We start from the raw sequence: 22,468 nt of genomic DNA on the forward strand, positions 1-22,468 counted from the left end.
ACTGTTGCTTAAGTGCAAGGAGGGTGGACAATGGGAAGGTGGACTGGCGTAGCGGAAGCAATGGAAGCAACGGAAGCGGCGCGAACCTACCGGCGCTGCGGGGCCACAACGACGCGCTCGTGCTCGCCCTGCTCCGCGAAGCGGGTCTGGAGGGTCTCGGCCGCACCGAACTCGCCGCCCTCACGCGCCTCACCCCGCAGGCCGTCAGCAAGATCACGGCGCGGCTGCGTGCGGAGGGACTCGTCGCCGATGCCGGCCGCGGGCCGTCCACCGGGGGCAAGCCGCGGACGCTGCTCCAGCTGGCCGCCGGCGCCCGGCACGCCGTCGGGGTGCACGCCGACCGCGACGAACTGCGGGCGGTACGGGTGGACATGCTGGGCACGGTCCTCGAGCGCTTCCGCGGCCCCCTGGACTTCGCGGCCGGACCGGATGCCGTCGCGGACGAGGTCGCACGGGCCGTCGACCGGCTCTGCGGGAAAGCGGGCGCAGGGTCCCTGCTGGGTGTGGGTGTCGCCGTGCCGGGACCGCTCGACTGGCGGGCCGGCGTGCTGGGCCGGGTGACGGGATACCCCGAGTGGGAGGGGTTCCCGCTGCGGCAGGCGGTGGCGGACCGGCTCGGGCCCGATGCCCCGCCGGTGCTGCTGGACAAGGACACCAACGCGGGAGTCGCGGTCCCCGGTCGCCGGGCCGTCGGAACCTCCCTCTACCTGCACCTCGGCACCGGCCTGGGGGCCGGGCTGCGGCTGCGCGGCGAGGTCTTCCGCGGGGAACGTTCCGCGGCGGGGGAGTTCGGGCACCAGGTCCTGGTGCTGGACGGTCCGCCCTGCCGGTGCGGAGGGCGCGGGTGCGCGGAGGTGCTGTGCCTGGACGCGGTGGCCCGCGGGGACCTCCCGGAGGCGGCGCGGATCCTGGGCGAGGGCGCCGCGAACGTGGTCGCGCTCCTGGACGTGGACCGGGTGTGGCTGGGTGGACGGGTGGTGGACTCCGCACCGGAGGTCTTCACGACGGGCGTCCGCCGCGTCCTGGAGGCCCGCACCCTGGGCGGCCCGGTTCCGGCGGTCGCCGCGTCCGAGGACGGTGTCGCCGAGGGGGCGGCGGAACTGGCCCTGGCCCCGCTCTTCGGCCGCGTGGGCTGAGCGCTCCGCCGGGAGCCTGGGCTGCGGGGCGTAACAGCGTGGCCGGGTGGAGCTCTTTTCGTGTTCTTGGGAGGCCTTGCCGGGGGCCGTCGACGCGGTTGCGGACGCGGACTTCGGGCGGGAATCCGGGTGTCGGGGGTGGCTCGTCCGGGATCTGGTGTGCCATCTCGCCATCGACGCGCAGGACGTGCTCATCACCCTGGTGACCCCCGCCGCCGGTGAGGCGACCGCCGACGCCGCGACGTACCGGAACGTCGCCGACCGGCCGCCCGACGGCGAGGATCCGCTCGACGCGCTCCTTACCGGTACCGGCCGGCGGGCGCCGACCCCCTCGGAGCAGGAGGAGCCGGGCGCGCTCGCCGGGCGGCTGCCCTTCGCCTTCGGCTGATCCGATCAGGCGTAAGGCGCGGGCCGGCAGGCGTGGCGGGGGGAGGGGGGTGTGAGGGCGTGGGAGGGTGCCGGGAGGCCGGGGTGATTGTCGCCTCGTCCGACCATCGGAACGGCCCACCCCACCCCCCCGTCCGGCGAGCAGCGAAGCGAAGGTCTTCCATGCGACTGCGCAAAGCCCTTGCCCTCTCCGCCGTCCCCGTCCTGGCCGCCGTCGCCCTCTCCACCCCGTACGCGGCCGCGGACGTCGGCAACGGCGGCGGCGCCCGCCCCGCGCCCGCGCTGCCGTCCCGGATCGAGGCCACCTGCGGCGACGGCAAGAGCAGCGCCTTCCCCATCGGCGCGCGGATCCGCGGCGGGCCGGCCGTGTACCGGACCGGCGGCGGGCCGCAGACCTGGTACCTGGACCTGACCAACACCACCAACTCCGAATGCACCGCCATCCACCCCGTCGTGGTGTTCACGGACAAGGCCCGCGCCCTGCTCCCCGCCCACTTCCGGATGGAGTTCGAGGCTCCGGGCGCGATCCTCCCCGTCAGCCTGGAGCGCAGCGACCGGGACGAGATCATCGCCGTCTTCGACGGGGGCGAGGCCTTCTCCGGCTTCGCCGTCCGGGCCGGCGGCTCGCTGACCGTCAAGGTCAGCCTGGCGTTCGCCCCCGGCACCCCCGCCGGCGAGGTCCTCGCCGACGCCGCCCTCGTGCAGCGCAAGGCCGACGACGGCGACTGGGTCGGCGAGGCGGGCGGCTACCGGTTCTCCGTCGAGGGCCCCGAGAACGAGACGGGCGACGCCGGGTCCCTCGCGCACACCGGCCCCCGCAACCGGCTGTACGGCATCGGCGGGGCCGCCTCCCTCGTCGCCGGCGCCGGGCTCCTGCTGGCCGCCCGCCGCCTGCGCGCCCGTACGGGCCCGCCCGCCGCCGACACCCCCCGCACCCCCGGTACCCCGGCGCGCTGATCTCCGTACACCCGGCCCGCGTACAGTCCCAGGGTGGAAGAACAGAACCTGCACCACCGCCCCGGCTCGCCCGTCCGATCCGGCATTCCGGAGCACGGCCGCATCCCCAAGTACTACGCCGTCAAGGCCCTCATCGCGGACCTTCTCGACGACCTCGGCGAGGGCGGTCCGCTGCCCACCGAGCGGGATCTCGCCGAGCGGTACGAGGTGTCCCGCGAGACCGTACGGCAGGCCCTGCGCGAGCTGCTCCTGGAGGGCCGGCTCCGCCGCTCCGGCCGCGGCACCGTCGTCGCCGGTCCCAAGCTCGAACAGCCCCTCTCCCTCGCGAGCTACACCGAGGGCGTACGCCGCCAGGGCCGCCGCCCGGGCCGCAACCTCATCGGACTGGAGCGCTTCCCCTGCCCGTCCGAGCTGGCCCGCGGCATCGGCGCGGAGCCCGGCGAGCCCGTCTGGCACCTGGAGCGCGTGCTGCTCGCCGACGACGAGCGGGTCGGCCTGGAGAGCACGTACATCCGGGTGGCGCGGGCGCCCCGCCTCGACAGCGAGTTCCAGCCGGACTCCTCCTTCTACGGATACCTCCTCGACAAGCTCGGGATCTCCTTCGGGGATGCCGACGAGAAGCTGGAGACCGTCCTCGCCACCCCCCGCGAGGCCCTCCTGATCGGCACCCCGCCGGCCCTTCCGATGCTGCTCATCCACCGGTTCTCGCGGGACCGGGACGGGCGTCCGCTGGAGCGGGTCCGTTCGCTCTACCGTGGTGACCGGTTCAGCTTCACGACCCACCTGCGGCCCGAATAGCCCGGCGCGGATCGCCCCAAGACGGCGAAAAGGGGCGTATGGAGATCACGAGAAGGTAACGGGTCTAGTCCAAGCGTCGAGGTCTGTTCACCGTCCCGTTGCCGCCCTGACCCTCCCGGTCCACGGGCCGCGGACACCGTGGGGCACGTGAGAGTCATAGTCGTCGGAGGCGGCGTGGTCGGCACCATGCACGCCTGGCAAGCAGTCGAACGCGGCCACGAGGCCGTCCAGATCGAGCGCGAGGCCGAGGCCCGCGGCGCATCGCTGCGCAACTTCGGTCAGATCTGGGTCAGTGGGCGGGCCGGGGGCGAGGAGCTGGAGACCGCCCTGCGGGCCCGCGAGCTCTGGGAGCGGATCGGCGCGGAGGTGCCCGGCCTGGGCTTCCGCGCGATCGGCTCCCTCACCCCGGTCCGCAATGCCCGTGAGTACGCGGTCGCCGAGGCGGCCGCCGCCCGCCCCGACGCCGCCGCCCGGGGCTACGAACTGGTCACCGCCGCGCGGGCCCGGGAGATCAACCCCGCCCTGCGGGGGGCCTTCGAGGCCGCCCTGTGGTGCGAGCGGGACGCGGCCGTCGAGCCGCGGACCGCCCAGCTCCATCTGCGCGAGGCCCTCCGGGCGAGCGGCCGGTACACCTTCCTGCCCGGACGGGAGGTGCGCGAGGTCGTCGGCGACGGCGCCGTCCGCGACGACCACGGTGACGTCCACCGGGGCGACGCCGTCGTCCTGGCCACCGGTGCCTGGCTCTCCGGCATGGTCCGCGAGCTGGTCCCCGACCTGCCCGTGCGCCGCGTCCGGCTCCAGATGATGCAGACCGCCCCGCTCGGCGAGAAGCTCACCACCTCCATCGCGGACGCCGACAGCTTCCGCTACTACCCCGCGTACCGGAGCGGGGCCCTCGACGTCCTCAACGCCGAACAGGCCCAGGCGCCCGTCGCCGCCGCGCACAAGATGCAGCTGCTGATGGTCCAGCGCCAGGACGGCGGACTGACCATCGGCGACACCCACGAGTACGAGCACCCCTTCGCGTTCGACACCCTCGAAGACCCGTACGAGTACCTCGCCGGGGTCGTCGAGTCCTTCCTGGGCCGCCCGCTGCCGAAGATCCGGCACCGCTGGGCGGGCGTGTACGCGCAATGCACCGACACCACCCGCGTCGTCCACCGCCAGCAAGTGGCGGACGGCGTCTGGCTGGTGACCGGACCCGGCGGCCGCGGGATGACCTGCTCGCCCGCCATAGCCGAAACCACCGCGAACGAACTGGGCTGGTAGGGAACATGAGCACCGTGAGCAACCCGAGCACCGCCGACAAGCGGTCCCACGGCCTGATCGTCCTCGACATGGCCGGCACCACCGTCGCCGACGGCGGCCTCGTCGAGCGCGCCTTCGAGCTCGCCGCCGAGCGCATCGGAGTCGAGCCGGGCACCGCCGACCACGAGGCCAGGCTCCAGTACGTCCGCGACACCATGGGCGAGTCGAAGATCTCCGTCTTCCGCCACCTCTTCGGCACGGAGGAGCTGGCCCACCGGGCCAACTCCGCCTTTGAGGAGGCGTACGGCGAGCTCGTCGACGGCGGGCTCATCGCCCCGATCCCCGGCGCCCGCCGGGCCATCGAGAAGCTCCGCGCCGACGGCCGCACCGTCGTCCTGACCACCGGCTTCGCCCGCGTCACCCAGGACGCCATCCTCGACGCCCTCGGCTGGCAGGGCCTGGCCGACCTCACCCTCTGTCCCGCCGACGCAGGCGGCCGCGGCCGCCCCCACCCGGACATGGTGCTGGCCGCGTTCCTGCGCACCGGCGCCGCCGACGACGTACGGGACGTCGTGGTCGCGGGCGACACCGCGTACGACATGCTCTGCGGGCGGCGCTCCGGTGCGGGGATCGTGGCGGGCGTCCTCACCGGCGCCCACGACCGCGCGGCGCTCACCGGGCACGGCGCGACCCACGTCCTCGAGTCGATCGCCGACCTGCCCGCGGCCCTGACGGAGTCGGCGTGAGCGGCATCCGCTTCGAGGGGGTCAGCGTCGAGTACGGCGGCAACACCGTGCTGGACCGCCTCGACCTGACCGTCGAGCCCGGCGAGGTCATGGCGCTGCTCGGCCCCTCCGGCTCGGGCAAGACCACGGCGCTGCGCGCGGTCGCCGGCTTCGTACGGCCGGCCGCGGGCCGGGTGCTGATCGGCGGCCGTGACGTCACCGCGCTCCCGCCGCACAAGCGCGGCATCGGCATGGTCGTCCAGCAGTACGCGCTCTTCCCGCACATGCGGGTCGAGGACAACGTGGCCTTCGGTCTCAAGGCGCAGAAGGCTCCCAAGGCGGAGATACCCGGACGCGTCGCCGAGGCGCTGGAGATGACCGGCATGGCGGCGTACGCCAAGCGCTACCCGCGCGAGCTCTCCGGCGGGCAGCAGCAGCGCGTGGCGATCGCCCGCGCGCTGGCGATCCGGCCCGGGGTGCTCCTGCTCGACGAGCCGCTGTCCGCGCTCGACGCCCAGCTGCGCTCGGGGATGCTCGCCGAACTGGCCCGGCTCCACCGCGAACTGCCCGACGTGTCGATCCTGTACGTCACCCACGATCAGGTGGAGGCGCTGACCCTCGCCGACCGGATCGCGGTCATGGACAAGGCCCGGCTCCAGGACTGCGGCACTCCGCAGGAGCTCTACCGGGCGCCGCGCACCGAGTTCACCGCGTCGTTCGTCGGCAACGCGAACCTGCTGCCGGTGACCGTCGCCGAGTCCGGGGCGCTCTTCGCGGGGCGGGCCCTGGAGCTGGACCGCGGGCGCGCCGTCCCCGGCGCGACCGCGACCCTGTGCGTACGGCCGCACCTGCTCGGCCTCGGCGCCGGTCCCAACGCGCTGAGCGGCACGATCACCGAGGTCCAGTGGCGCGGCTCCACGCACCGGCTGTACGTGGACGTCGAGGGCCACCGGATCAAGGCGGACCTGCCGGAGCTGCGCGAGACCCCGGCGCTGGGCGACCACGTCACCCTGCACTTCGAGCCGCGGGACGGCGTGCTGCTGGCCGCAGGGGTGTCGGATGGCTGAGGCCCCCGCACCCGCCGCCGCCACGACCGTCCCGCACCAGAAGCGGACCGGGCAGCGGACCGTACGGAGCTCCGCGCCGGGCGGGCCCGCCGGCCCGGCCGGAGCCCCCGGCGGCGCCGCGGCCCACGCCGCGCGCGCACCGCGCGAAGTGCCCGGCTGGCTGTGGTCCCTGCCGCCCGTGGCCGCGCTCGCGCTGGTCTTCCTCTACCCGCTCGCCCTGGTCGTCCGGCAGTCCTTCAGCCCCGAGAACGGCGGCGGGGCCTTCGACGCGTACGCCTCCGTCTTCCGCTCGCACTCCTTCCGCGAGGCGCTCGGGACCACGGTCTGGCTGGCCGCCGGAGCCACCGTCGGCTGCCTCGTCCTCGGCTTCGTGCTCGCGCTGATCATCGCCTTCGTCCCCTTCCCCGGGGCCAAGGCCGTCTCGAAGTTCATCGACGTCTTCCTCTCCTTCCCCTCCTTCCTCATCACCCTCGCCCTCCTCTTCATCTACGGCACGGTCGGCATGGCCAACGGGCTCTGGACCGACGTGAGCGGCAGCGCCGAGGGGCCCTTCCACTTCCTCACCACCCCGTGGGGCGTACTGCTCGCCGAAATCACGTACTTCACGCCCTTCGTGATGCGCCCGCTGCTCGCCGCCTTCTCCCAGCTGGACACCGCCCAGTTGGAGGTGGCCTCCTCGCTCGGAGCGAAGCCGGCCCGGATCATCCGGCGCGTGATCCTCCCCGAGGCCCTCCCGGCGCTCGCCGCCGGCGGCAGCCTGGTCCTGGTCATGTGCCTCAACGAGTTCGGGATCGTGCTGTTCACCGGAGCCAAGGACGTCACCACGCTCCCGATGCTCGTCTACGGCAAGGCGATCCTGGAGTCCGACTACTCGGCCGCCTGCGTGGTCGCCGTCGTCAACATCGCGATCTCCGTCGGCCTGTTCGGCCTCTACCGGGTGGTGAGCAAGCGTGCTGGTGCATAGCAAGACCGGCCGCTGGGCCGCCTGGGGCCTGTTCGGGCTCCTCTTCCTGCCGCTGTTCGCCCTGCCGCTGCTCGTCGTGGTGGCCGCGTCGTTCTCCACCCACTGGTCCGGGGCCTTCCCCTCCGGTCCGACCACCGGGAACTACGCTTCCGCCGTGCAGGGCGAATCCCTCCAGGCGCTGACCACCTCGCTGGTGACCGCCCTCGTCGCGAGCCTGCTCGCGCTCACCGCCGGGACCTGGGCCGCGCTGGCCGGCGCCCGTCTGAAGCGGCGCGGGAAGCGGTCCCTGGACGCCCTGTTCATGCTGCCGGTCGCCGTGCCGTCCGTGGTCGTCGGCCTCGCCGTCCTGGTCGCCTTCAGCAAGCCCCCGCTGCTGCTCAACGGCACCAGCTCAATCGTGATCCTGGCGCACACGATTCTTGTCACTGCGTTTGCCCACCAGTCGGTTTCGGCCGCCATCGTTCGTCTCGACCCCGCGTACGAACAGGCGGCGGCCTCCCTGGGCGCCCGTCCCGCGTACGTGCTGTGGCGGGTCAAGCTCCCCCTCCTGCTGCCGTCGCTGACGGCGGCCGCCGGACTCTGCTTCGCCCTGTCCATGGGCGAGCTGAGCGCCACGATGATGCTCTACCCGCCGGACTGGATGCCCCTCCCCGTCCGGATCTTCACCGCCACCGACCGCGGTTCGCTCTTCGGCGGGTCCGCCGTCGCCGTGGTCCTGATGGCCGCCACCCTGCTGGTGCTCCTGGCCGTCTCCCGCATTCGCACCAGAGCCACCTACCGCTGACTCCCTTTCCCCCGTAAGGAAGTTCTTCTCCATGTCCAGAAATCGCGCGTCGCTCCGTGTCACCGCCGCCGTCACCGGCAGCCTGGCCCTCGCCGCCGGCCTCACCGCATGCGGCGGCTCGACGACCGCCGCCGAGTCCGAGGGCGGCGGCGAGAAGATCGTCACCGTCTACAGCGCCGACGGCCTCAAGAGCGAGAAGGGCGACGGCTGGTACGACAAGGTCTTCGCCGAGTTCACGAAGAAGACCGGTATCCAGGTCAAGTACGTCGAGGGCGGCTCGGGCGAGATGGTGCAGCGCGCCGTCCGCGAGAAGACCAACACCCAGGCCGACGTGATCGTCACCCTGCCGCCGTTCATCCAGCAGGCGGACGGCAAGGGCCTGCTCCAGGCCTACAAGCCGCAGGGCTCCGACAAGGTCAACGGCGTCGACAAGGCCGCCGACGGCAAGTGGACCTCGATCGTCAACAACTACTTCGGCTTCATCCACAACAAGAAGGAGCTCGCCGAGGCGCCCAGGACCTGGGAAGAGCTCCTGGACTCCAAGTACAAGGGCAAGCTCCAGTACTCCACCCCGGGTGTCGCGGGCGACGGCACCGCCGTCCTCGTCAAGGCGATGCACGACTTCGGCGGCAAGGAGCCGGCCCTGGAGTACCTGAAGAAGCTCCAGGCCAACAACGTCGGCCCGTCCTCCTCCACCAGCAAGCTCGCGCCGAAGACCGACAAGGGCGAGCTGCTCGTCGCCAACGGCGACGTCCAGATGAACTTCGCGCAGTCCAAGTCCATTCCTAACCTGGGCATCTGGTTCCCGGCCAAGGACGGCGGCAAGCCGACCAGCTTCGCCCTGCCGTACGCGGCCGGCCTGGTGGACAAGGCCCCGCACACCGAGAACGGCAAGAAGCTCCTCGACTTCATGCTCGGCGAGGAGGCCCAGAAGCTGGTCAGCGAGGTCGGCGGCGGCTTCCCGGCGCGCACCGACGTCAAGCCGACCGACGCCAACGCCGTCGAACTCACCAAGCTGATGGCCGGTGTCGAGATCTTCGAGCCGGACTGGGCGGACATCGACAAGAACCTGGCGAGCTACGTCGACGCGTGGAAGTCGGCAACCGGAAGCTGATTGGTCGCCTCCTGGTCACCCACGACCAGGAAAGTGACGCTTGCATAACGGGTCTGGACCGAAGATCGCACCTTCGGTCCGGACCCCGCGCACGTCCACCTGCGCTTTCCCCACGATTACTCCCGGAGGAGTACGTGCCCACTGTCCTGTCAGGACGCGCCCTCGCAGTGACCGCCACCGCCACGGCCCTGCTCGCCACCGCTCTCGGCGCCCACACCGCCACCGCCGAGACGGCCGCCACCGCGACCACCACCGACAAGGTCCTCGTCATCGGCATCGACGGCACGGTCCTGGACCGCGTCAAGGCCGCCAACGCCCCCAACCTGCAGGGCCTGATGGCCCAGGGCCTCACCGCCAGGAGCACCCTCTACGCGAATCCGATGGCCGCCACCTCCTCGGGCCCCGGCTGGTCCACCATCGCCACCGGCGTCTGGCCCGACAAGCACGGAGTGAAGGACAACACCTTCACCGGCAAGAACTACACGGCCTACCCCGACTTCCTGACCCGCATCGAGAACGCCAAGCCGGCGCTCAACACGTACGCGGCCGCCGACTGGGAGCCCCTCACCTCCACCGACGCGGGCGGCCCGGTCTTCTCCGCCAAGGTCGACAAGCGGCTCTCCCTCAAGGGCGACCGCGACGGCTACGGCACCGAGGACCCGAAGATCGCCGCCGCGGCCTCCGCCGAACTGCAGGGCCAGAACCCGGACGCCGCGTTCGTGTACTTCGGCCAGGTCGACGGCGCCGGACACGCGTACGGCGCCGCCAGCCAGCAGTACCTCGACGCCATCGGCCGCGTCGACGTGATGGTCGGCCAGCTGCTCACCGCCGTGCAGAACCGTCCCGCGTACGCCCAGGAGAACTGGAAGATCCTGGTCACCACCGACCACGGGCACACCGACGCGGGCGGCCACGGCGGCTCCACCATCCAGGAGCGCGGCACCTTCGTCATCGCCAAGGGTGCGGGCATCGCGGCCGGTTCGGTCCGCAGCGACGTCAAGCTCGTGGACGTGGCGGCCACCGCCCTGGCACAGGTCGGCGTCGACCCCGGCCAGGCGATCGACGGCATCCCGCTGAACGCCCCCGACGACAACGACCCGTTCGACACCCTGCGGCCGAACCTCCAGGCCCGCGTGGACGAGACGGGCATCCCGGCGGGCGTGAAGGGCTTCACGCACACCCCGCCGGCAGGCTGGTCGATCGACAACTCCAAGATGGGCACCGGCGGTGTCACCGAGTGGGCCGGCTGGGCCTTCGCGACCGACGAGTTCTGGAGCCAGTCCCAGCGAGACCAGTGGCGCGAGCTGAACGTCCGCTCCCGTGACGTGTTCGCCGTCGCCGACTCCGACGAGTGGGACGACAAGTCCCACACCGGCTCCTACGACTCCACCCTGATCACCCCCAAGTGGGCGGTGACCGGCGGCACCACGAGGAACCTCACCTTCCAGACCCACTACCACCACGAGGCCGGCCAGACCGCCCAGGTCCTGGTCTCCTACAACGGCGCCGCTCCCACGGTCGTCAAGAGCTACACCGCCGACGCGGTCGCCAAGGCGGAGTCCCTGACCCTCCAGGTCCCGGCCGGCGCCACCGACGTCCAGGTCCGCTTCCGCTACGCCGGCACCAACAACTGGTACTGGACCGTCGACAACGTCAAGCTCGGCTGACCTGCGCAAACCGTGCCGGGGTCCGGGCTGTGGACGCTTGCGGCGTCCATGGCCCGGCCCCGATAGGGTGATGGAGACCACAGGCCAAAGGTCAGCGGTCACAGGTCAGAGGTAGGGCCACCGAGAGCGGAGAACAATCCAGTGGCAGAGCGCAAGCCGATCGAATCCTGGCTCACCGACATGGACGGGGTCCTGATCCACGAAGGCACCCCGATCCCCGGCGCCGATGCCTTCATCAAGCGGCTGCGCGAATCCGGCAAGCCCTTCCTGGTCCTGACCAACAACTCCATCTACACCCCGCGCGACCTCCAGGCCCGGCTCTCCCGCATGGGCCTCCACGTCCCCGTGGAGAACATCTGGACCTCGGCGCTCGCCACCGCCAAGTTCCTCGACGACCAGCGCCCGGGCGGCACCGCGTACGTCATCGGCGAGGCCGGACTGACCACCGCCCTGCACGACATCGGCTACATCCTGACCGACCACGAGCCCGACTACGTGGTCCTCGGCGAGACCCGTACGTACAGCTTCGAGGCGATGACGAAGGCGGTCCGCCTGATCAACGCGGGCGCCCGCTTCATCTGCACCAACCCGGACGAGACCGGCCCCTCCACCGAGGGCCCGCTGCCCGCCACCGGCGCCGTCGCCGCACTGATCACCAAGGCGACCGGGAAGCAGCCGTACTTCGCCGGCAAGCCCAACCCGCTCATGATGCGGACGGGCCTGAACGCCATCGGCGCGCACTCCGAGAGCAGCGCGATGATCGGCGACCGGATGGACACCGACGTCCTGGCCGGACTGGAGGCCGGGATGCAGACCTTCCTCGTGCTGACCGGACTGACCTCCGCCGCGGACACCGAGAAGTTCCCGTACCGGCCGACCAAGACCGTCGACTCGATCGCCGACCTGGTCGATCTCGTCTGATCCGAACGGGTCAAGCGCGCACCGCTCCGGATGCGGAGCGGTGCGCCGCGCGTGAATCTCCTTGTTGAGGAGGTTCACCATGCGCACTGCTCTGATCGCTCTCCGTGTCACCGGGGTGGCCGTCGCCCTGACGGCGCTCACCGCCGTGTCCTCGCCCACCGCCCTGGCGGCCGACGAGGAGAAAAGCGGCAGCGTCTCGGTCGATCCGCGTCAGGCCGAACCGGGGGCGCAGGTCAAGCTGCGTGTCCACGGCTGTGAGGACAAATGGGCGACCGCCAAGTCCGCGGTGTTCGTGTCGGAGGTCCACCTGTCCTCCGGCCGTGACGGGGACAAGTCGCTCTCGGGCGACGCGATGATCAGCTCGCACGCCCAGCCCGGCTGGCACCCCGTCCAAGTGAAGTGCGACGGGGGTGAGGACCGGATCCGCGGCACCGTCGAGGTGGTCCGCCGCCGCGACGACCGCGAGAAGGACCGGGACCGCGACCGGCCGAACCCGCACCAGACACCGGTCTGGCCCGTCCACGCGGGCGGCGGCGGGATGTCCGCCGAACTGGCGGCGACGGACCGGGCGGTGCGGGCGGCCCAGGAGGCGCAGGACCAGGCCGCGGCGGCCAAGAAGAGCCACGGCGGCGGGGGCCCCGGCCTCCCGCACACCGTGATCGGCGCCGTGCTGGCCGCCGCGGCCACCCTGGCCGTCGCGTTCCGGGCGCTGACGCTGCGCCGGCGCCGCAGCGGCGAGTGAGGACACGCCGGTGACGGGCTCGGGGGAGCCGAGGTCCTCCGGCGGCGGGCGGCTGCTGACCTTCGCCGCGTGGTCCGTGCTGGTGCTCGGCCTGTGGCTGTGGGGCCGCGAGATCACCGGCGTCCCGCCGAGTCCGTCGTCCGCACTGGCCGGAGGGTCGGCGCTCCCGGTCCCGGGGCTGCCCGCGGCGCACACCCCGCTGGCGGCGTCGGTGCCCGCGCGGGTCGACGTGCCGTCGATGGGCATCCGGGCGCCGGTGGTCTCCCGGGGCCTCGACGCGCAGGGCGCGATCGAGCCGCCGCCGTACGAGAGCCCCGGCACGGTGGGCTGGTGGGGCGGCGGGGCCAAGCCGGGCGAGGCAGGTGCCGCGCTGCTGGTCGGGCACGTGGACACGGCGTCGAAGCCGGCGGTGTTCTACGGCCTGAGCTCGGCGAAGCCGGGTGACCGGGTCCGGGTGGTCCGGACGGACGGTTCGGTCGCCGAGTTCACGATCGAGGACGTACGGGTCTACGAACGGGCCCGCTTCGACGCGGACCGGGCGTACGGCCCGCGGATCAGGGGCCGGGCGGAGCTGCGGCTGGTGGGGGTGCCTACGACAAGGCGGCCAAGGAGTACACGGCGAACGTGGTCGTGTCGGCCTACCTGACGGGAGAGGTCCGGCCCGGCGCGGCGGCCTGAGACGCACGACGAAGAAGCCCCCCGCAGCTTTCGCTGCGAGGGGCTTCCTCTTGTCTGTGCGCCGCCAGGGACTCGAACCCCGGACCCGCTGATTAAGAGTCAGCTGCTCTAACCAACTGAGCTAGCGGCGCCTGCTGACAGAGAAAACTCTACCCCACCTCCAGCGGTGCTCGTGACCAGCCGCGCCCGCCTTGTCCGATTAACCCATGTTTGAGGGGTTTATCGTGCACGATATGTCTGGGTCGAGCCGAATCTGATGCCCCGACAGATATCGGGCCCGCCTGACCAGCGACGAGCAGGGGAGTGGACGGAACCGCATGACGATCCAGCCTCCGACGCATGTGCAGATGCCTGCGCCGACCAAGCCGGCGGCGATGCCGATGCCGGTGCCCGCTTTCGAGGAGTACGAGCCCGCAGGCGACTGCGTCTGCCCGGGCTGCGCGCAGCGCCGCCGTGCCCTCGCCCGCGCGCGGGCCATACCGCTCCGGGACGGCGGCCACCCGGCCGCCCGCGGGGTCCGCCGGGCGCTGGTGCTGGCCACCGCGGCGGGCGTGGTTTTCGGCGGTGGCGGCTCGGCGGCCCTGGCGGCGGCCGGCCCGGTCCCCGGACCGGGGCCGGGGCCGGTGCCGGTCTCCCTCGACATCCCCGGCTCCCCGCAGGGCGGCCGGTCCCTGCTGCACGGACGCCCGGCTCCGGCGAAGCCGGCGGGCGCGCCCGGGGCGCCGTCGGCCGTCAAGCGGATCGACCGGACGTCGATCATCACGCGGGCGAAGACGTGGCTGGACGCGAAGGTTCCGTACAGCATGTCCACGTACTGGTCGGACGGGTACCGGCAGGACTGCTCCGGCTACGTCTCGATGGCCTGGAACCTTGGTACGAACGAGTGGACCGGCAGCCTCGACAAGTTCGCCACCAAGATCACCAAAGACGAGCTGCTGCCGGGGGACATGCTGCTCTTCCACAACCCGTCGGACCCGACCAACGGCTCGCACGTGGTGCTCTTCGGGGGGTGGGTGGACGAGACGCGCACGCACTACGTCGCGTACGAGCAGACCCGCCCGAACACGCGGAAGGGGGCGACCCCGTACGGCTACTGGAACAACGCGACGAAGTACGTCCCGTACCGGTTCAACGGGGTGACCACCGGCCTCGCCGAGGACCCGGCGGCCACCGACCCGAAGCCGGCCGTCCCGACGGTCTTCCCCGGAGCCACGCAGTTCGGGCCGGGCGCGAACAACGAGCACGTCGCCCAGCTGGGCCGGATGCTGATCGAGCGGGGCGGGGGGCGCTTCTACCCGAAGGGCGCGAACACGGCGTGGAGCGACGCCGACCGGCTGGCCACGCAGGCCTTCCAGAGCGCCCAGGGCTGGACGGGCACGGACGCCGACGGCGTCCCGGGCACGCACACCTGGCAGCTCCTGGTCGAACACAAGGGCAAGGACATCCGCCCCACGGTCGAGGGCGCCCCGGGCTCGCCCCCGAGACCGGGCACCGTCCCCGCGCCGGGTACGGCTCCGGGTACGGCCCCGGCTCCGGGGCACGCCGGGACGCCGGGCCCGGGCGGGGTCCACGGCCCGGTCGGGGTTCCCGTCGGCCCTGCCGCGGTGCCGAGATATCCGGGGCCGTCGGTGTTCCGCCCCGGGTCCTCGAACCCGTTCATCACCGCCCTTGGACGCCAGCTGGTGAAGAAGGGCTTCGGCAAGAACTACACGTCCGGCCCGGGGCCCCGCTGGAGCGAGGCCGACCGTCGCAGTGTCGAGGCCTTCCAGCGCGCCCAGGGGTGGCGCGGAGCCGCGGCCGACGGCCACCCGGGCCCGGAAACCTGGCGCCGGCTGTTCGCATGACGGAGGCAACGATGTACCCCACGCGCACCACCTCGACGACGGGCACCTTCCGGGTCCCGCCAGCGCCCCCGCAAGCCCCGGCGCTGCGCGCCACGGGCGACCTGTACGCCCCGCCCCTCCCCTCCCGGCCGGCCCCGCCCGAGGTCCCGCCCGCGGCCCCGATCGAGGTCTGGCCGGAGGCTCGGCCCGAGCGGGCCGGCTTCCCGGCCGAGGCCGGTCCCACCGCCCCGCTCCCGGTCGCGGCGGTGATTCCGGCCCCCTCCGAGGCTCCGGCCGAGACCCTGCCCGCGACCCTGCCCGCGACGCCGACGCCGACGCCGACGCCGACGCCGACGCCGACGCCGACACTGACGGCGGCAGCGGCAGCGACGGCGCACGCGCACGCGGACCGGTCATGGTCGGAGGTGGAGCCTTCGGCCGTGGCGGCCGTTCCGGCGCCGTACGCGGCCCAGGGCGGTCCCGAGTCCGGGATTTCGGCGGGCCAGGTGCCCGGCGCGGCGGTTCCGGCTCCCTCCGGGGCCGAGGCCGAGGGCGCTCCGGAGGCTGTGATTCCGGCCGCGGGCGCCGAGCAGCCGGTCCTGCGGGCGGCTGCCGGGGTTCCGGCCAGGATGGTCGCCCTGCCGCACGGGCGGCCGGCGGCGGAGAGCTCCTGGAGCGAGGTCCCGGCGGCCCGGATCCGGGTCGAGCCCGAGCCGGTGCACGCGCTGGCCGGGGCCGGCGACCGTGCCGAGTACGGCCTGGAGCCCGAGCCGCCGCTCTCCGTACCGGCCCCTGCGGCGCACTCGCACCCGGCGGTGCCCACCCTCCGCCTGCGGGCCGAACCGGCGACCCCGGCCGGTCCCGGTACGGAGCCGCCGTCCGACGGCCCCGCGCACGGGTACGGCGCCCCCGCCGCCCCGCACGCCGAAGCCGGGCCCCGGGCCCCGGGGCCCCACGACGAGGCCGGGGGCGAGCCCGTGCTGCAGGGCGGCTACCGGGCCCGGCCCGGCCAGGTCTGGCCCGTTGCCGGTCCCGAGGCGGACGGCCCCGCGCAGCGGTACGGCGAGCCGTGGCCGCCCGCCGCGCGGGAGGGCGACGCCGGATCGCGTGCCGCGCACGCCTGCGAGCCCGGGGCGCAGGTCCCGTGCGTACCCCAGCCGCACGACGGGATCGACGCCGAGCCCGAGCCCGGTCCCGAGCCCGAGCCCGGTCCCGAGCCCGAGCCCGGTCCCGAGCCCGAGCCCGGTCCCGAGCCCGAGCCCCTGTCCGGCGCGGTCCCCGGGCCGGCGGTGGGGGACATCGTCGCGCGGGCCGTGGCGCGCGGGTTGGCGGCGGGGGACACAGAGGATCTGCCGCGGATCACGGAGGGGCGCGGGGGCGCCGTCACCGCGGTGCCGCTGCACCTGCCGTTCCCCGCGGAGTCCCGCCCGGCCGGGGCCCCGTCCCCGGCGCCCACCCGGGCTCCCGCCCCCGCCGCGCAGCCTCGCGCGGCGCGGTCCGAGCCCGGGCGGCGGGTGCCGCGCGGGGACGACCGGTTGCGCGAGCACCGGGGGCCCGTGCTGCCCGGCTGGGTCGGTGTCGGCGTCGGCGCCCTCGCGCTCAGCGGCTGCCTGGCGGTGCTCTGGCGGGCCGGGGCCGTCCCGGCCGCCTTCGTGGCGGCCTTCGGTGCGACTCCCCGGGCCTACCAGGGGCTCCGCGCCACCCACTGGCCTCCGCTCGCCTTCCTCGGCATCGTCGCGCTCCTCGCGCTCGGCGGACTCGGCCGCGCCAAGGCCGGCCACGCCTGGGTGCTCACCCTCTTCGGCCGCTACCGGGGCACGGTCCGCCGTACCGGCCTCACCTGGGTGAGTCCGCTCCTGCTCCGCCGCCGCGTCGACGTCCGGCTGCGCCACTGGCGCAGCGAGCCCATGCCCGCCGTGGACTCAGGCGGCCTCGCCCTGATGGTCGTCGTCCAGGTCGTCTGGCAGGTCAAGGACACGGCCCGGGCCACCCTCGCCGTCGAGGACCACACCGAGTACCTCGCCGAGCAGGTCGAATCGGCCATGGCCCGGGTCCTGTCCCAGCTGCCCGCCGACGCCTTCCACGAGGACGCCCCGACGCTTCGCGACTCCGAGGCGGTCGGCGACGCGCTGACGCGGATGCTGGCGACCGAGACCGAGGCGGTCGGGATCGAGGTGTACTCGGCCCAGCCGACCCGGATCGAGTACGCCCCCGAGGTCGCCGAGGCCATGCGGCGGCGCCGGGTCGCGGCGATCGACGCCAAGCACCGGGACACGGTGCTGACCTCGGTCGTCGACGCGGTCGACGACACCGTCCACCGGCTGACCTCGCGCGGGCTCGTCGAGCTCGACGACTACGAGCGCAAGGCGCTCGTGAAGGACCTCACCGTCGCCTTCTACACCGGGCGTCCCGAGTAGCAGGCGCAGCTGACGGAGAACGGGTGGTCCGGCATCTGCCGGGCCACCCGTTCTTCCATTGGTCTGGACATGGCCAACTCCCGTCAATAGCCTGATACTTGGTCTAGACCTACATCCCCACGCGTGCGCACGCTCTCATCGGACTCCCCCCACGTTCAAGGAGCATCATGCGTCCCATCCGCATGCCCGTTCACCTGCCCAGACGAGCCGGCGCCGCCACGCTCGGCCTCGGCGTCATCGCCGGCCTGGCGCTGCTCAGTGCCCCCACCGCGAGCAGTCACGGCTACACGGACACCCCCATCAGCCGCCAGAAGCTCTGCGCCAACAAGACCGTCCTCGACTGCGGCCCGATCCAGTGGGAGCCGCAGAGTGTCGAGGGCTACAAGGGCTTCCCGGCCGCCGGTCCGGCCGACGGCCAGATATGTTCCGGCGGGCACGGCGAGTTCGCGCAGCTCGACGACCCGCGCGGCGGCGCCTGGCCCACCACAAAGGTGACCGGCGGGCAGGGCTACGGCTTCCGCTGGCAGTTCACCGCCAACCACTCCACCACCGACTTCAAGTACTACGTCACCAAGAACGGCTGGGACCCCACCAAGCCCCTCACCCGCGCGTCCCTGGAGTCCCAGCCCTTCCTCACGGTCGCCTACAACGGCGCCCGGCCCGCCATGACCACCGTCCACCAGGGCACGATGCCGAGCGGCAAGACCGGCCGGCACATGATCCTGGCGGTCTGGACGGTCAACGACACCCCCATGGCCTTCTACTCCTGCTCCGACGTCCAGTTCTGACCCTCGGGCCGTTCATTTCTGACGAGACGTCAGCTACCCTCCGGCGGCATGCGGACGACACCCGAAACCGTCGCGGAGCTCATGGCGCGCCAATGGGGCGACCACCGGCCGGGGCTGATGTACGGCGGCAGCACGCACACCGCCGTCCTCAGCCGCCACCGGACCGCCCAGGAGGCCGCCGCGCGCGCCGCGCTGCTCGTCGACCTCCTGCCGGCGGACCAGGGCACCGAACCGCACATCGGGGTGCTGCTCGACAACACCCCCGAGTTCCCGTTCTGGCTCGGCGCGGCGGCCCTCGCCGGGGCCGCCGTCGCCGGGATCAACCCCACCCGGCGCGGTCCCGAACTGGCGCGCGACATCCTGCACACCGACTGCCGGATCCTGGTCACCGAGCACGCCCACCTGCCGCTGCTGCGCGGGCTCGACCTGCCCGGCGTACGGATCCTCGTGACCGACTCCGAGGAGTACGCCGCCCTGCTCGCCCCGTACGCGGGCGCGAAGCCGGGCGAGGCGGCGCTCGCCGCCCCCGCCCCGGGCTCCCGCTTCCTCCTCTACTTCACCTCGGGCTCCACCGGCGCCCCCAAGGCCGCCGTCTGCAGCCAGGGCCGGCTGGCCGCCGCGGCCGATTCCCTGGCCCGGCAGTTCTCGGTCACCTCCGAAGACGTCCACTACGTCTGCATGCCGCTCTTCCACGGCAACGCCGTCATCGCCGACTGGCTGCCCGCCCTCGCCGGGGGCGCGTCCGTGGCCCTGCGCCCCCGCTTCTCCGCCTCCGCCTTCCTCTCCGACGTCCGCGCGTACGGGGCGACGTACTTCACCTACGTCGGCCGGGCCGTCCAGTACCTGCTGGCCACCGAGCCCCGCCCCGACGACCGCGAGCACACCCTGCGCCTCGGCTTCGGCACCGAGGCCGGCGCGGTGGACGCGGCACGCTTCGCCGAGCGGTTCGGGGTCCGGCTGGTGGAGGGGTACGGGGCCACCGAGGGCGGCGCCTCCGTACAGCGCACCCCGGACACCCCGCCGGGCGCCCTGGGCCGGGCCGGGGCCGGGGACGACCTGGCGGTGATCGATCCGGAGACGGGGGCGGAATGCCCGCCGGCCGTCCTGGACGGGCGGGGGCGGCTGCTCAACGGCTCGGCCGCCATCGGCGAGCTGGTCAACCGCGGCCGGAGCCTGTTCGAGGGCTACTGGCGCAACCCCGAGGCGCAGGCCGCGCGCACCCGCGACGGCTGGTACTGGACGGGCGACCTCTTCTTCCGTGACGCGGACGGCTTCCTCTACTTCGCGGGCCGTACGGACGACCGGCTGCGGGTCGACAGCGAGAACCTCGCCGCCGCGGTGATCGAGAACATCCTGGCGCGCTGGTCCCCGGCGGCCGCGGTCGCCGTGTACGCGGTGCCGGACGAGGCCGCCGGCGACCAGGTGATGGCGGCGCTCGCCCTGGAGGAGGGGGAGCGGTTCTCGCCGGAGGCCTTCTCCGCGTTCCTGACCGCCCAGCCGGACCTGGGCACCAAGATGTCCCCGCGCTACGTCCGGATCGTGGAGTCGATGCCGACGACGGCGACCAACAAGATCCACCGGGCCGCCCTGCGCCGTTCCGGCTTCCGCTGCCCGGACCCGGTGTGGTGGTCCCCGCCGGGCGGCTCCGGCTACCGGGACCTGGGCCCGGCGGACCTCGACGGTCTGCTGGCGGCGTACGCGGCGCACGGGCGCGGGGAGCTCCTGGAGCGCTGATCCGTGATCCCGGCGTACGCGGGTATTGGTTTTGAGCACTCCTGAGGACCAGGTAGTATTTTCTCTGTCAGGCGCCGCTAGCTCAGTTGGTTAGAGCAGCTGACTCTTAATCAGCGGGTCCGGGGTTCGAGTCCCTGGCGGCGCACCTGTACTTCGGGCGGTTTCCGGTTCACCGGGAACCGCCCGAAGTGTTTCCCGTACTCTTCCCCCCCCGGTGGCTCGGACCCCCCGGCGGCTCAGAGCGTGAGCGACAGCAGCAGGGGCGCGGCCTTCCGGTTCAGCGCCTCGGCCGCGGCCCGCAGCCGGTGCGCGTGCTCGACCGGCATCGACAGGGCCAGGCAGCCCACCGCGGCCCCGGCGGTGATCGGTACCGCGGCGCAGACGGTGCCCACCGCGTACTCCTGCAGGTCCAGCACCGGAACCGTGGCCGGCTGGGCGTCCAGCTTGGAGAAGAGGATGCGCTCGTTCACGATCGTCTTCGACGTGAGCCGGGCGATCTTGTGCCGCGAGAGGTGGTCGCGCCGCCCGTTCTGGTCGAGCTGCGTCAGCAGGCACTTGCCGACCGCGCTGGCGTGCGCCGCGGAGCGGAAGTCGACCCACTCGTGCACCTTCGGGGTGCGCGGGCTGTCCGCGAACTGCGTGATCTTCACTTCGCCGTCCACGTACCGGCTGATGTAGACCGCCGCGCCCACCGAGTCCCGGAGCCGGTCCAGGGTCTCCTGCAGCTTGTTCTGGAGGGCCTGCTGCCTGTCCATGCCGGAGCCGAGGAGCACCAGGGAGTCGCCTATGGCGTAGGCGCCGTCCGACACCTGGAGTACGTACCCCTCGCGGCGCAGCATGAGGAGCATGGGCGCGAGATGGACCGCGGGCAGGCCGGTCTCGCGCGCGATCTGTATATCGGTCACACCGCCGGTGTGGCGGGCGATCGTTTCGAGTACGCGCAGGGCGTACTGCACCGAGTGGAACGGCGCGGTCGGCTCGGGCTTCAGCGCCACGGTTTCCCCCTAGCAGGTTGTTACCGCTTGCCTTACCACGATAGCCATCAAGAGGCCCACGTGGAGCGCCTGTTGAGGAGTTTGATGGCTCATTCACGTCCCTCCGGCTCCATCTGCGCCGCTGGCATATGCCAAGGTCACACCCACTGTCCGAGGGTGCCGGGAATGCCCGCGCGCCGCCGATGGTTCGAGTTCTTCGTACGGACGGCGAAGCGAGGCGGGAGCGACGATGAGTGACACCGGGGACGCGGGTCGGGCTGCGGACGGGGACGGCCGCGAAGATCGCGGAGGCCGTGCGGATCCGATCCGGGGCGCGATACGCGGCGATGCGCCGGTGCCGCTCTCGGTGCTCGACCTCGTCACGGTCGGCAGCGGTAGCAGCGCCTACGCCTCCCTGCGTACGAGCGTCGACATCGCCCGCCTCGCCGAGTCCCGCGGCTACCACCGCCACTGGGTCGCCGAGCACCACTCCATGCCCGGCGTGGCCAGCTCCTCTCCGGCGGTGATCCTGGCCCACCTCGCCGCCCACACCTCCCGCATCCGGCTCGGCTCGGGCGGGGTCATGCTGCCCAACCACGCGCCGCTCGCCGTGGCCGAGCAGTTCGGCACCCTGGAGGCGCTCGCCCCGGGCCGGATCGACCTCGGGCTCGGCCGCGCGCCCGGCACCGACGGCCGCACGGCCGCCGCCCTGCGCGGGTCCGGCCGCCTCGACGAGGCCGCCGAGGAGTTCCCCCGGCAGCTCGTGGAGCTCACCCGCTTCCTCGACGACGACTTCCCCGACGGGCACCCCTACGCCCGCGTCCACGCGGTGCCGGGTCCCGTGCAGGGCCCCACCGGGCGGCCGCCGCTGTGGCTGCTCGGCTCCTCCGGGTTCAGCGCCCGCCTCGCAGCCGAGCTCGGCCTGCCCTTCGCGTACGCCCACCACTTCTCGGCGGCCGGCACTCTGCCCGCGCTGGACCTCTACCGCCAGAACTTCCGCCCCTCGGCCGCGCTGGACGCCCCGTACGCCGTGATCGGGGTGTCGGCGCTCGCCGCCGACACCGACGGGCAGGCCCGGGCCCAGGTGCTCACGGGCGCGCTGTCGATGCTGCGGCTGCGCAGCGGCCGGCCGGGCCTGATCCCGACGCCCGAGGAGGCGGCGGCGTACGGCTTCTCCCCGCTGGAGCGGGAGTTCGTGGACGGCTGGCTCGCGAACGTCGTCCACGGCACCCCCGACGAGGTCCGCTCCGGTCTCGACGGCCTGGTGAAGCGGACGGGCGCCGACGAGCTGATGCTGACCGCCAACGCCCACGCCGGGGCGGCCCGGTTGCGCTCGTACGAACTGGTCGCGGACGCGTACAAGATGCCGGTGGAGGCGCCCCGAGCTGATTGACCGCACGGAGGGCGGTCCGGCTGGTTTGTTGCCGGAACCTTGCGCGGAGATGGCCATAAGGCAGCCTTAAACCGCTCGTCACCCGGTGTGGCGGGCGGTTTTTCGTGCGCGTGCAAGCCTCTGACTAGGGGATTTACCCCGCGATTGGTCT

19 protein-coding genes, 2 tRNA genes and 1 pseudogene are annotated in these 22,468 nt (G+C 73.1%); 20 read left to right on the forward strand and 2 right to left on the reverse strand.

Going from position 1 to position 22,468, the window contains the following annotated elements; genetic code table 11:
* Nucleotides 1–38: 38 nt before the first annotated feature.
* From ACFXGI_RS19560 to ACFXGI_RS19625, 14 genes and pseudogenes are all read left to right on the forward strand, one after another.
* Nucleotides 39–1,136, forward strand: a complete 1,098-nt coding sequence (locus tag ACFXGI_RS19560; protein ID WP_384707903.1) for an ROK family protein — start codon at nt 39–41, stop codon at nt 1,134–1,136.
* A gap of 46 nt (nt 1,137–1,182) precedes the next feature.
* Nucleotides 1,183–1,524, forward strand: a complete 342-nt coding sequence (locus ACFXGI_RS19565; RefSeq protein ID WP_384707906.1) for a maleylpyruvate isomerase N-terminal domain-containing protein — start codon at nt 1,183–1,185, stop codon at nt 1,522–1,524.
* 161 nt (nt 1,525–1,685) lie between these two features.
* On the forward strand, nt 1,686–2,480 hold the full coding sequence (locus ACFXGI_RS19570; protein WP_384707909.1) for a hypothetical protein: 795 nt from the start codon (nt 1,686–1,688) through the stop codon (nt 2,478–2,480).
* A gap of 33 nt (nt 2,481–2,513) precedes the next feature.
* Nucleotides 2,514–3,278 (forward strand): GntR family transcriptional regulator, encoded by a 765-nt coding sequence (locus ACFXGI_RS19575; RefSeq protein WP_384707912.1) that lies wholly within the window; start codon nt 2,514–2,516, stop codon nt 3,276–3,278.
* 147 nt (nt 3,279–3,425) lie between these two features.
* Nucleotides 3,426–4,547 carry a TIGR03364 family FAD-dependent oxidoreductase gene (locus tag ACFXGI_RS19580; protein WP_384707915.1) on the forward strand — a complete coding sequence of 374 codons (1,122 nt, stop codon included), beginning with the start codon at nt 3,426–3,428 and terminating at the stop codon, nt 4,545–4,547.
* A 5-nt stretch (nt 4,548–4,552) separates the two neighbouring features.
* Nucleotides 4,553–5,272, forward strand: coding sequence for a phosphonatase-like hydrolase (locus ACFXGI_RS19585; RefSeq protein ID WP_384707918.1), 720 nt, complete (start codon nt 4,553–4,555; stop codon nt 5,270–5,272).
* A complete protein-coding gene (locus tag ACFXGI_RS19590) occupies nt 5,269–6,318 on the forward strand; it encodes an ABC transporter ATP-binding protein (RefSeq protein ID WP_384707921.1) in 1,050 nt (349 codons plus the stop codon). Before ACFXGI_RS19585 ends, ACFXGI_RS19590 begins: the two co-directional genes overlap by 4 nt.
* Nucleotides 6,311–7,282, forward strand: coding sequence for a 2-aminoethylphosphonate ABC transporter permease subunit (locus tag ACFXGI_RS19595; protein ID WP_384707924.1), 972 nt, complete (start codon nt 6,311–6,313; stop codon nt 7,280–7,282). The genes ACFXGI_RS19590 and ACFXGI_RS19595 overlap by 8 nt, the downstream gene beginning before the upstream one ends.
* A complete protein-coding gene (locus ACFXGI_RS19600; protein WP_384707927.1) occupies nt 7,269–8,066 on the forward strand; it encodes an ABC transporter permease in 798 nt (265 codons plus the stop codon). Before ACFXGI_RS19595 ends, ACFXGI_RS19600 begins: the two co-directional genes overlap by 14 nt.
* Nucleotides 8,067–8,097: 31 nt before the next feature.
* Nucleotides 8,098–9,180: a 2-aminoethylphosphonate ABC transporter substrate-binding protein gene (locus tag ACFXGI_RS19605; protein WP_384707930.1), complete on the forward strand. Its 1,083-nt coding sequence runs from the start codon at nt 8,098–8,100 to the stop codon at nt 9,178–9,180.
* Between the two features lie 167 nt (nt 9,181–9,347).
* Nucleotides 9,348–10,847 carry an alkaline phosphatase family protein gene (locus ACFXGI_RS19610; RefSeq protein WP_384707933.1) on the forward strand — a complete coding sequence of 500 codons (1,500 nt, stop codon included), beginning with the start codon at nt 9,348–9,350 and terminating at the stop codon, nt 10,845–10,847.
* 141 nt (nt 10,848–10,988) lie between these two features.
* Entirely contained in the window at nt 10,989–11,768 is a 780-nt protein-coding gene (locus ACFXGI_RS19615) for an HAD-IIA family hydrolase (protein WP_030866406.1), read from the forward strand.
* 79 nt (nt 11,769–11,847) lie between these two features.
* Nucleotides 11,848–12,510, forward strand: coding sequence for a hypothetical protein (locus ACFXGI_RS19620; RefSeq protein WP_384707936.1), 663 nt, complete (start codon nt 11,848–11,850; stop codon nt 12,508–12,510).
* 10 nt (nt 12,511–12,520) lie between these two features.
* A pseudogene (locus tag ACFXGI_RS19625) lies at nt 12,521–13,188 on the forward strand (class F sortase).
* Between the two features lie 57 nt (nt 13,189–13,245).
* Here ACFXGI_RS19625 and ACFXGI_RS19630 read toward each other — a convergent pair.
* Nucleotides 13,246–13,319 (reverse strand) — tRNA-Lys (locus ACFXGI_RS19630).
* A 249-nt stretch (nt 13,320–13,568) separates the two neighbouring features.
* Between ACFXGI_RS19630 and ACFXGI_RS19635 the strand changes: the two genes are divergently transcribed.
* The 5 genes from ACFXGI_RS19635 (at nt 13,569) to ACFXGI_RS19655 (ending at nt 20,095) form a co-directional block, all read left to right on the forward strand.
* On the forward strand, nt 13,569–15,032 hold the full coding sequence (locus ACFXGI_RS19635; RefSeq protein ID WP_384708116.1) for a peptidoglycan-binding protein: 1,464 nt from the start codon (nt 13,569–13,571) through the stop codon (nt 15,030–15,032).
* A gap of 11 nt (nt 15,033–15,043) precedes the next feature.
* Nucleotides 15,044–17,428, forward strand: coding sequence for an SPFH domain-containing protein (locus ACFXGI_RS19640; RefSeq protein ID WP_384707938.1), 2,385 nt, complete (start codon nt 15,044–15,046; stop codon nt 17,426–17,428).
* A gap of 182 nt (nt 17,429–17,610) precedes the next feature.
* Nucleotides 17,611–18,216, forward strand: coding sequence for a lytic polysaccharide monooxygenase (locus tag ACFXGI_RS19645; protein ID WP_384708119.1), 606 nt, complete (start codon nt 17,611–17,613; stop codon nt 18,214–18,216).
* A 48-nt stretch (nt 18,217–18,264) separates the two neighbouring features.
* Nucleotides 18,265–19,950, forward strand: a complete 1,686-nt coding sequence (locus ACFXGI_RS19650; protein WP_384707941.1) for an AMP-binding protein — start codon at nt 18,265–18,267, stop codon at nt 19,948–19,950.
* Between the two features lie 71 nt (nt 19,951–20,021).
* Nucleotides 20,022–20,095 (forward strand) — tRNA-Lys (locus tag ACFXGI_RS19655).
* Nucleotides 20,096–20,186: 91 nt separating this feature from the next.
* Here the strand turns inward: ACFXGI_RS19655 and ACFXGI_RS19660 are convergent.
* The gene (locus ACFXGI_RS19660; RefSeq protein ID WP_384707944.1) at nt 20,187–20,945 is read right to left on the reverse strand and encodes an IclR family transcriptional regulator; all 759 of its coding nucleotides are present in this window, start codon (nt 20,943–20,945) and stop codon (nt 20,187–20,189) included.
* Nucleotides 20,946–21,174: 229 nt separating this feature from the next.
* Between ACFXGI_RS19660 and ACFXGI_RS19665 the strand changes: the two genes are divergently transcribed.
* Nucleotides 21,175–22,317, forward strand: coding sequence for an LLM class flavin-dependent oxidoreductase (locus tag ACFXGI_RS19665; protein WP_384707947.1), 1,143 nt, complete (start codon nt 21,175–21,177; stop codon nt 22,315–22,317).
* The last annotated feature ends 151 nt before the right edge of the window (nt 22,318–22,468 follow it).

The sequence above is a fragment of the Streptomyces sp. NPDC059355 genome, assembly GCF_042752335.1.
Lineage (GTDB): Bacteria > Actinomycetota > Actinomycetes > Streptomycetales > Streptomycetaceae > Streptomyces.

Coding starts and splice junctions, on each gene's coding strand:
- ACFXGI_RS19570 (WP_384707909.1), top strand. CDS start 1,686: ATGCGACTGCGCAAAGCCCTTGCCCTCTCCGCCGTCCCCGTCCTGGCC.
- ACFXGI_RS19585 (WP_384707918.1), top strand. CDS start 4,553: ATGAGCACCGTGAGCAACCCGAGCACCGCCGACAAGCGGTCCCACGGC.
- ACFXGI_RS19595 (WP_384707924.1), top strand. CDS start 6,311: ATGGCTGAGGCCCCCGCACCCGCCGCCGCCACGACCGTCCCGCACCAG.
- ACFXGI_RS19605 (WP_384707930.1), top strand. CDS start 8,098: ATGTCCAGAAATCGCGCGTCGCTCCGTGTCACCGCCGCCGTCACCGGC.
- ACFXGI_RS19620 (WP_384707936.1), top strand. CDS start 11,848: ATGCGCACTGCTCTGATCGCTCTCCGTGTCACCGGGGTGGCCGTCGCC.
- ACFXGI_RS19635 (WP_384708116.1), top strand. CDS start 13,569: ATGCCGGTGCCCGCTTTCGAGGAGTACGAGCCCGCAGGCGACTGCGTC.
- ACFXGI_RS19640 (WP_384707938.1), top strand. CDS start 15,044: ATGTACCCCACGCGCACCACCTCGACGACGGGCACCTTCCGGGTCCCG.
- ACFXGI_RS19645 (WP_384708119.1), top strand. CDS start 17,611: ATGCCCGTTCACCTGCCCAGACGAGCCGGCGCCGCCACGCTCGGCCTC.
- ACFXGI_RS19650 (WP_384707941.1), top strand. CDS start 18,265: ATGCGGACGACACCCGAAACCGTCGCGGAGCTCATGGCGCGCCAATGG.
- ACFXGI_RS19665 (WP_384707947.1), top strand. CDS start 21,175: ATGAGTGACACCGGGGACGCGGGTCGGGCTGCGGACGGGGACGGCCGC.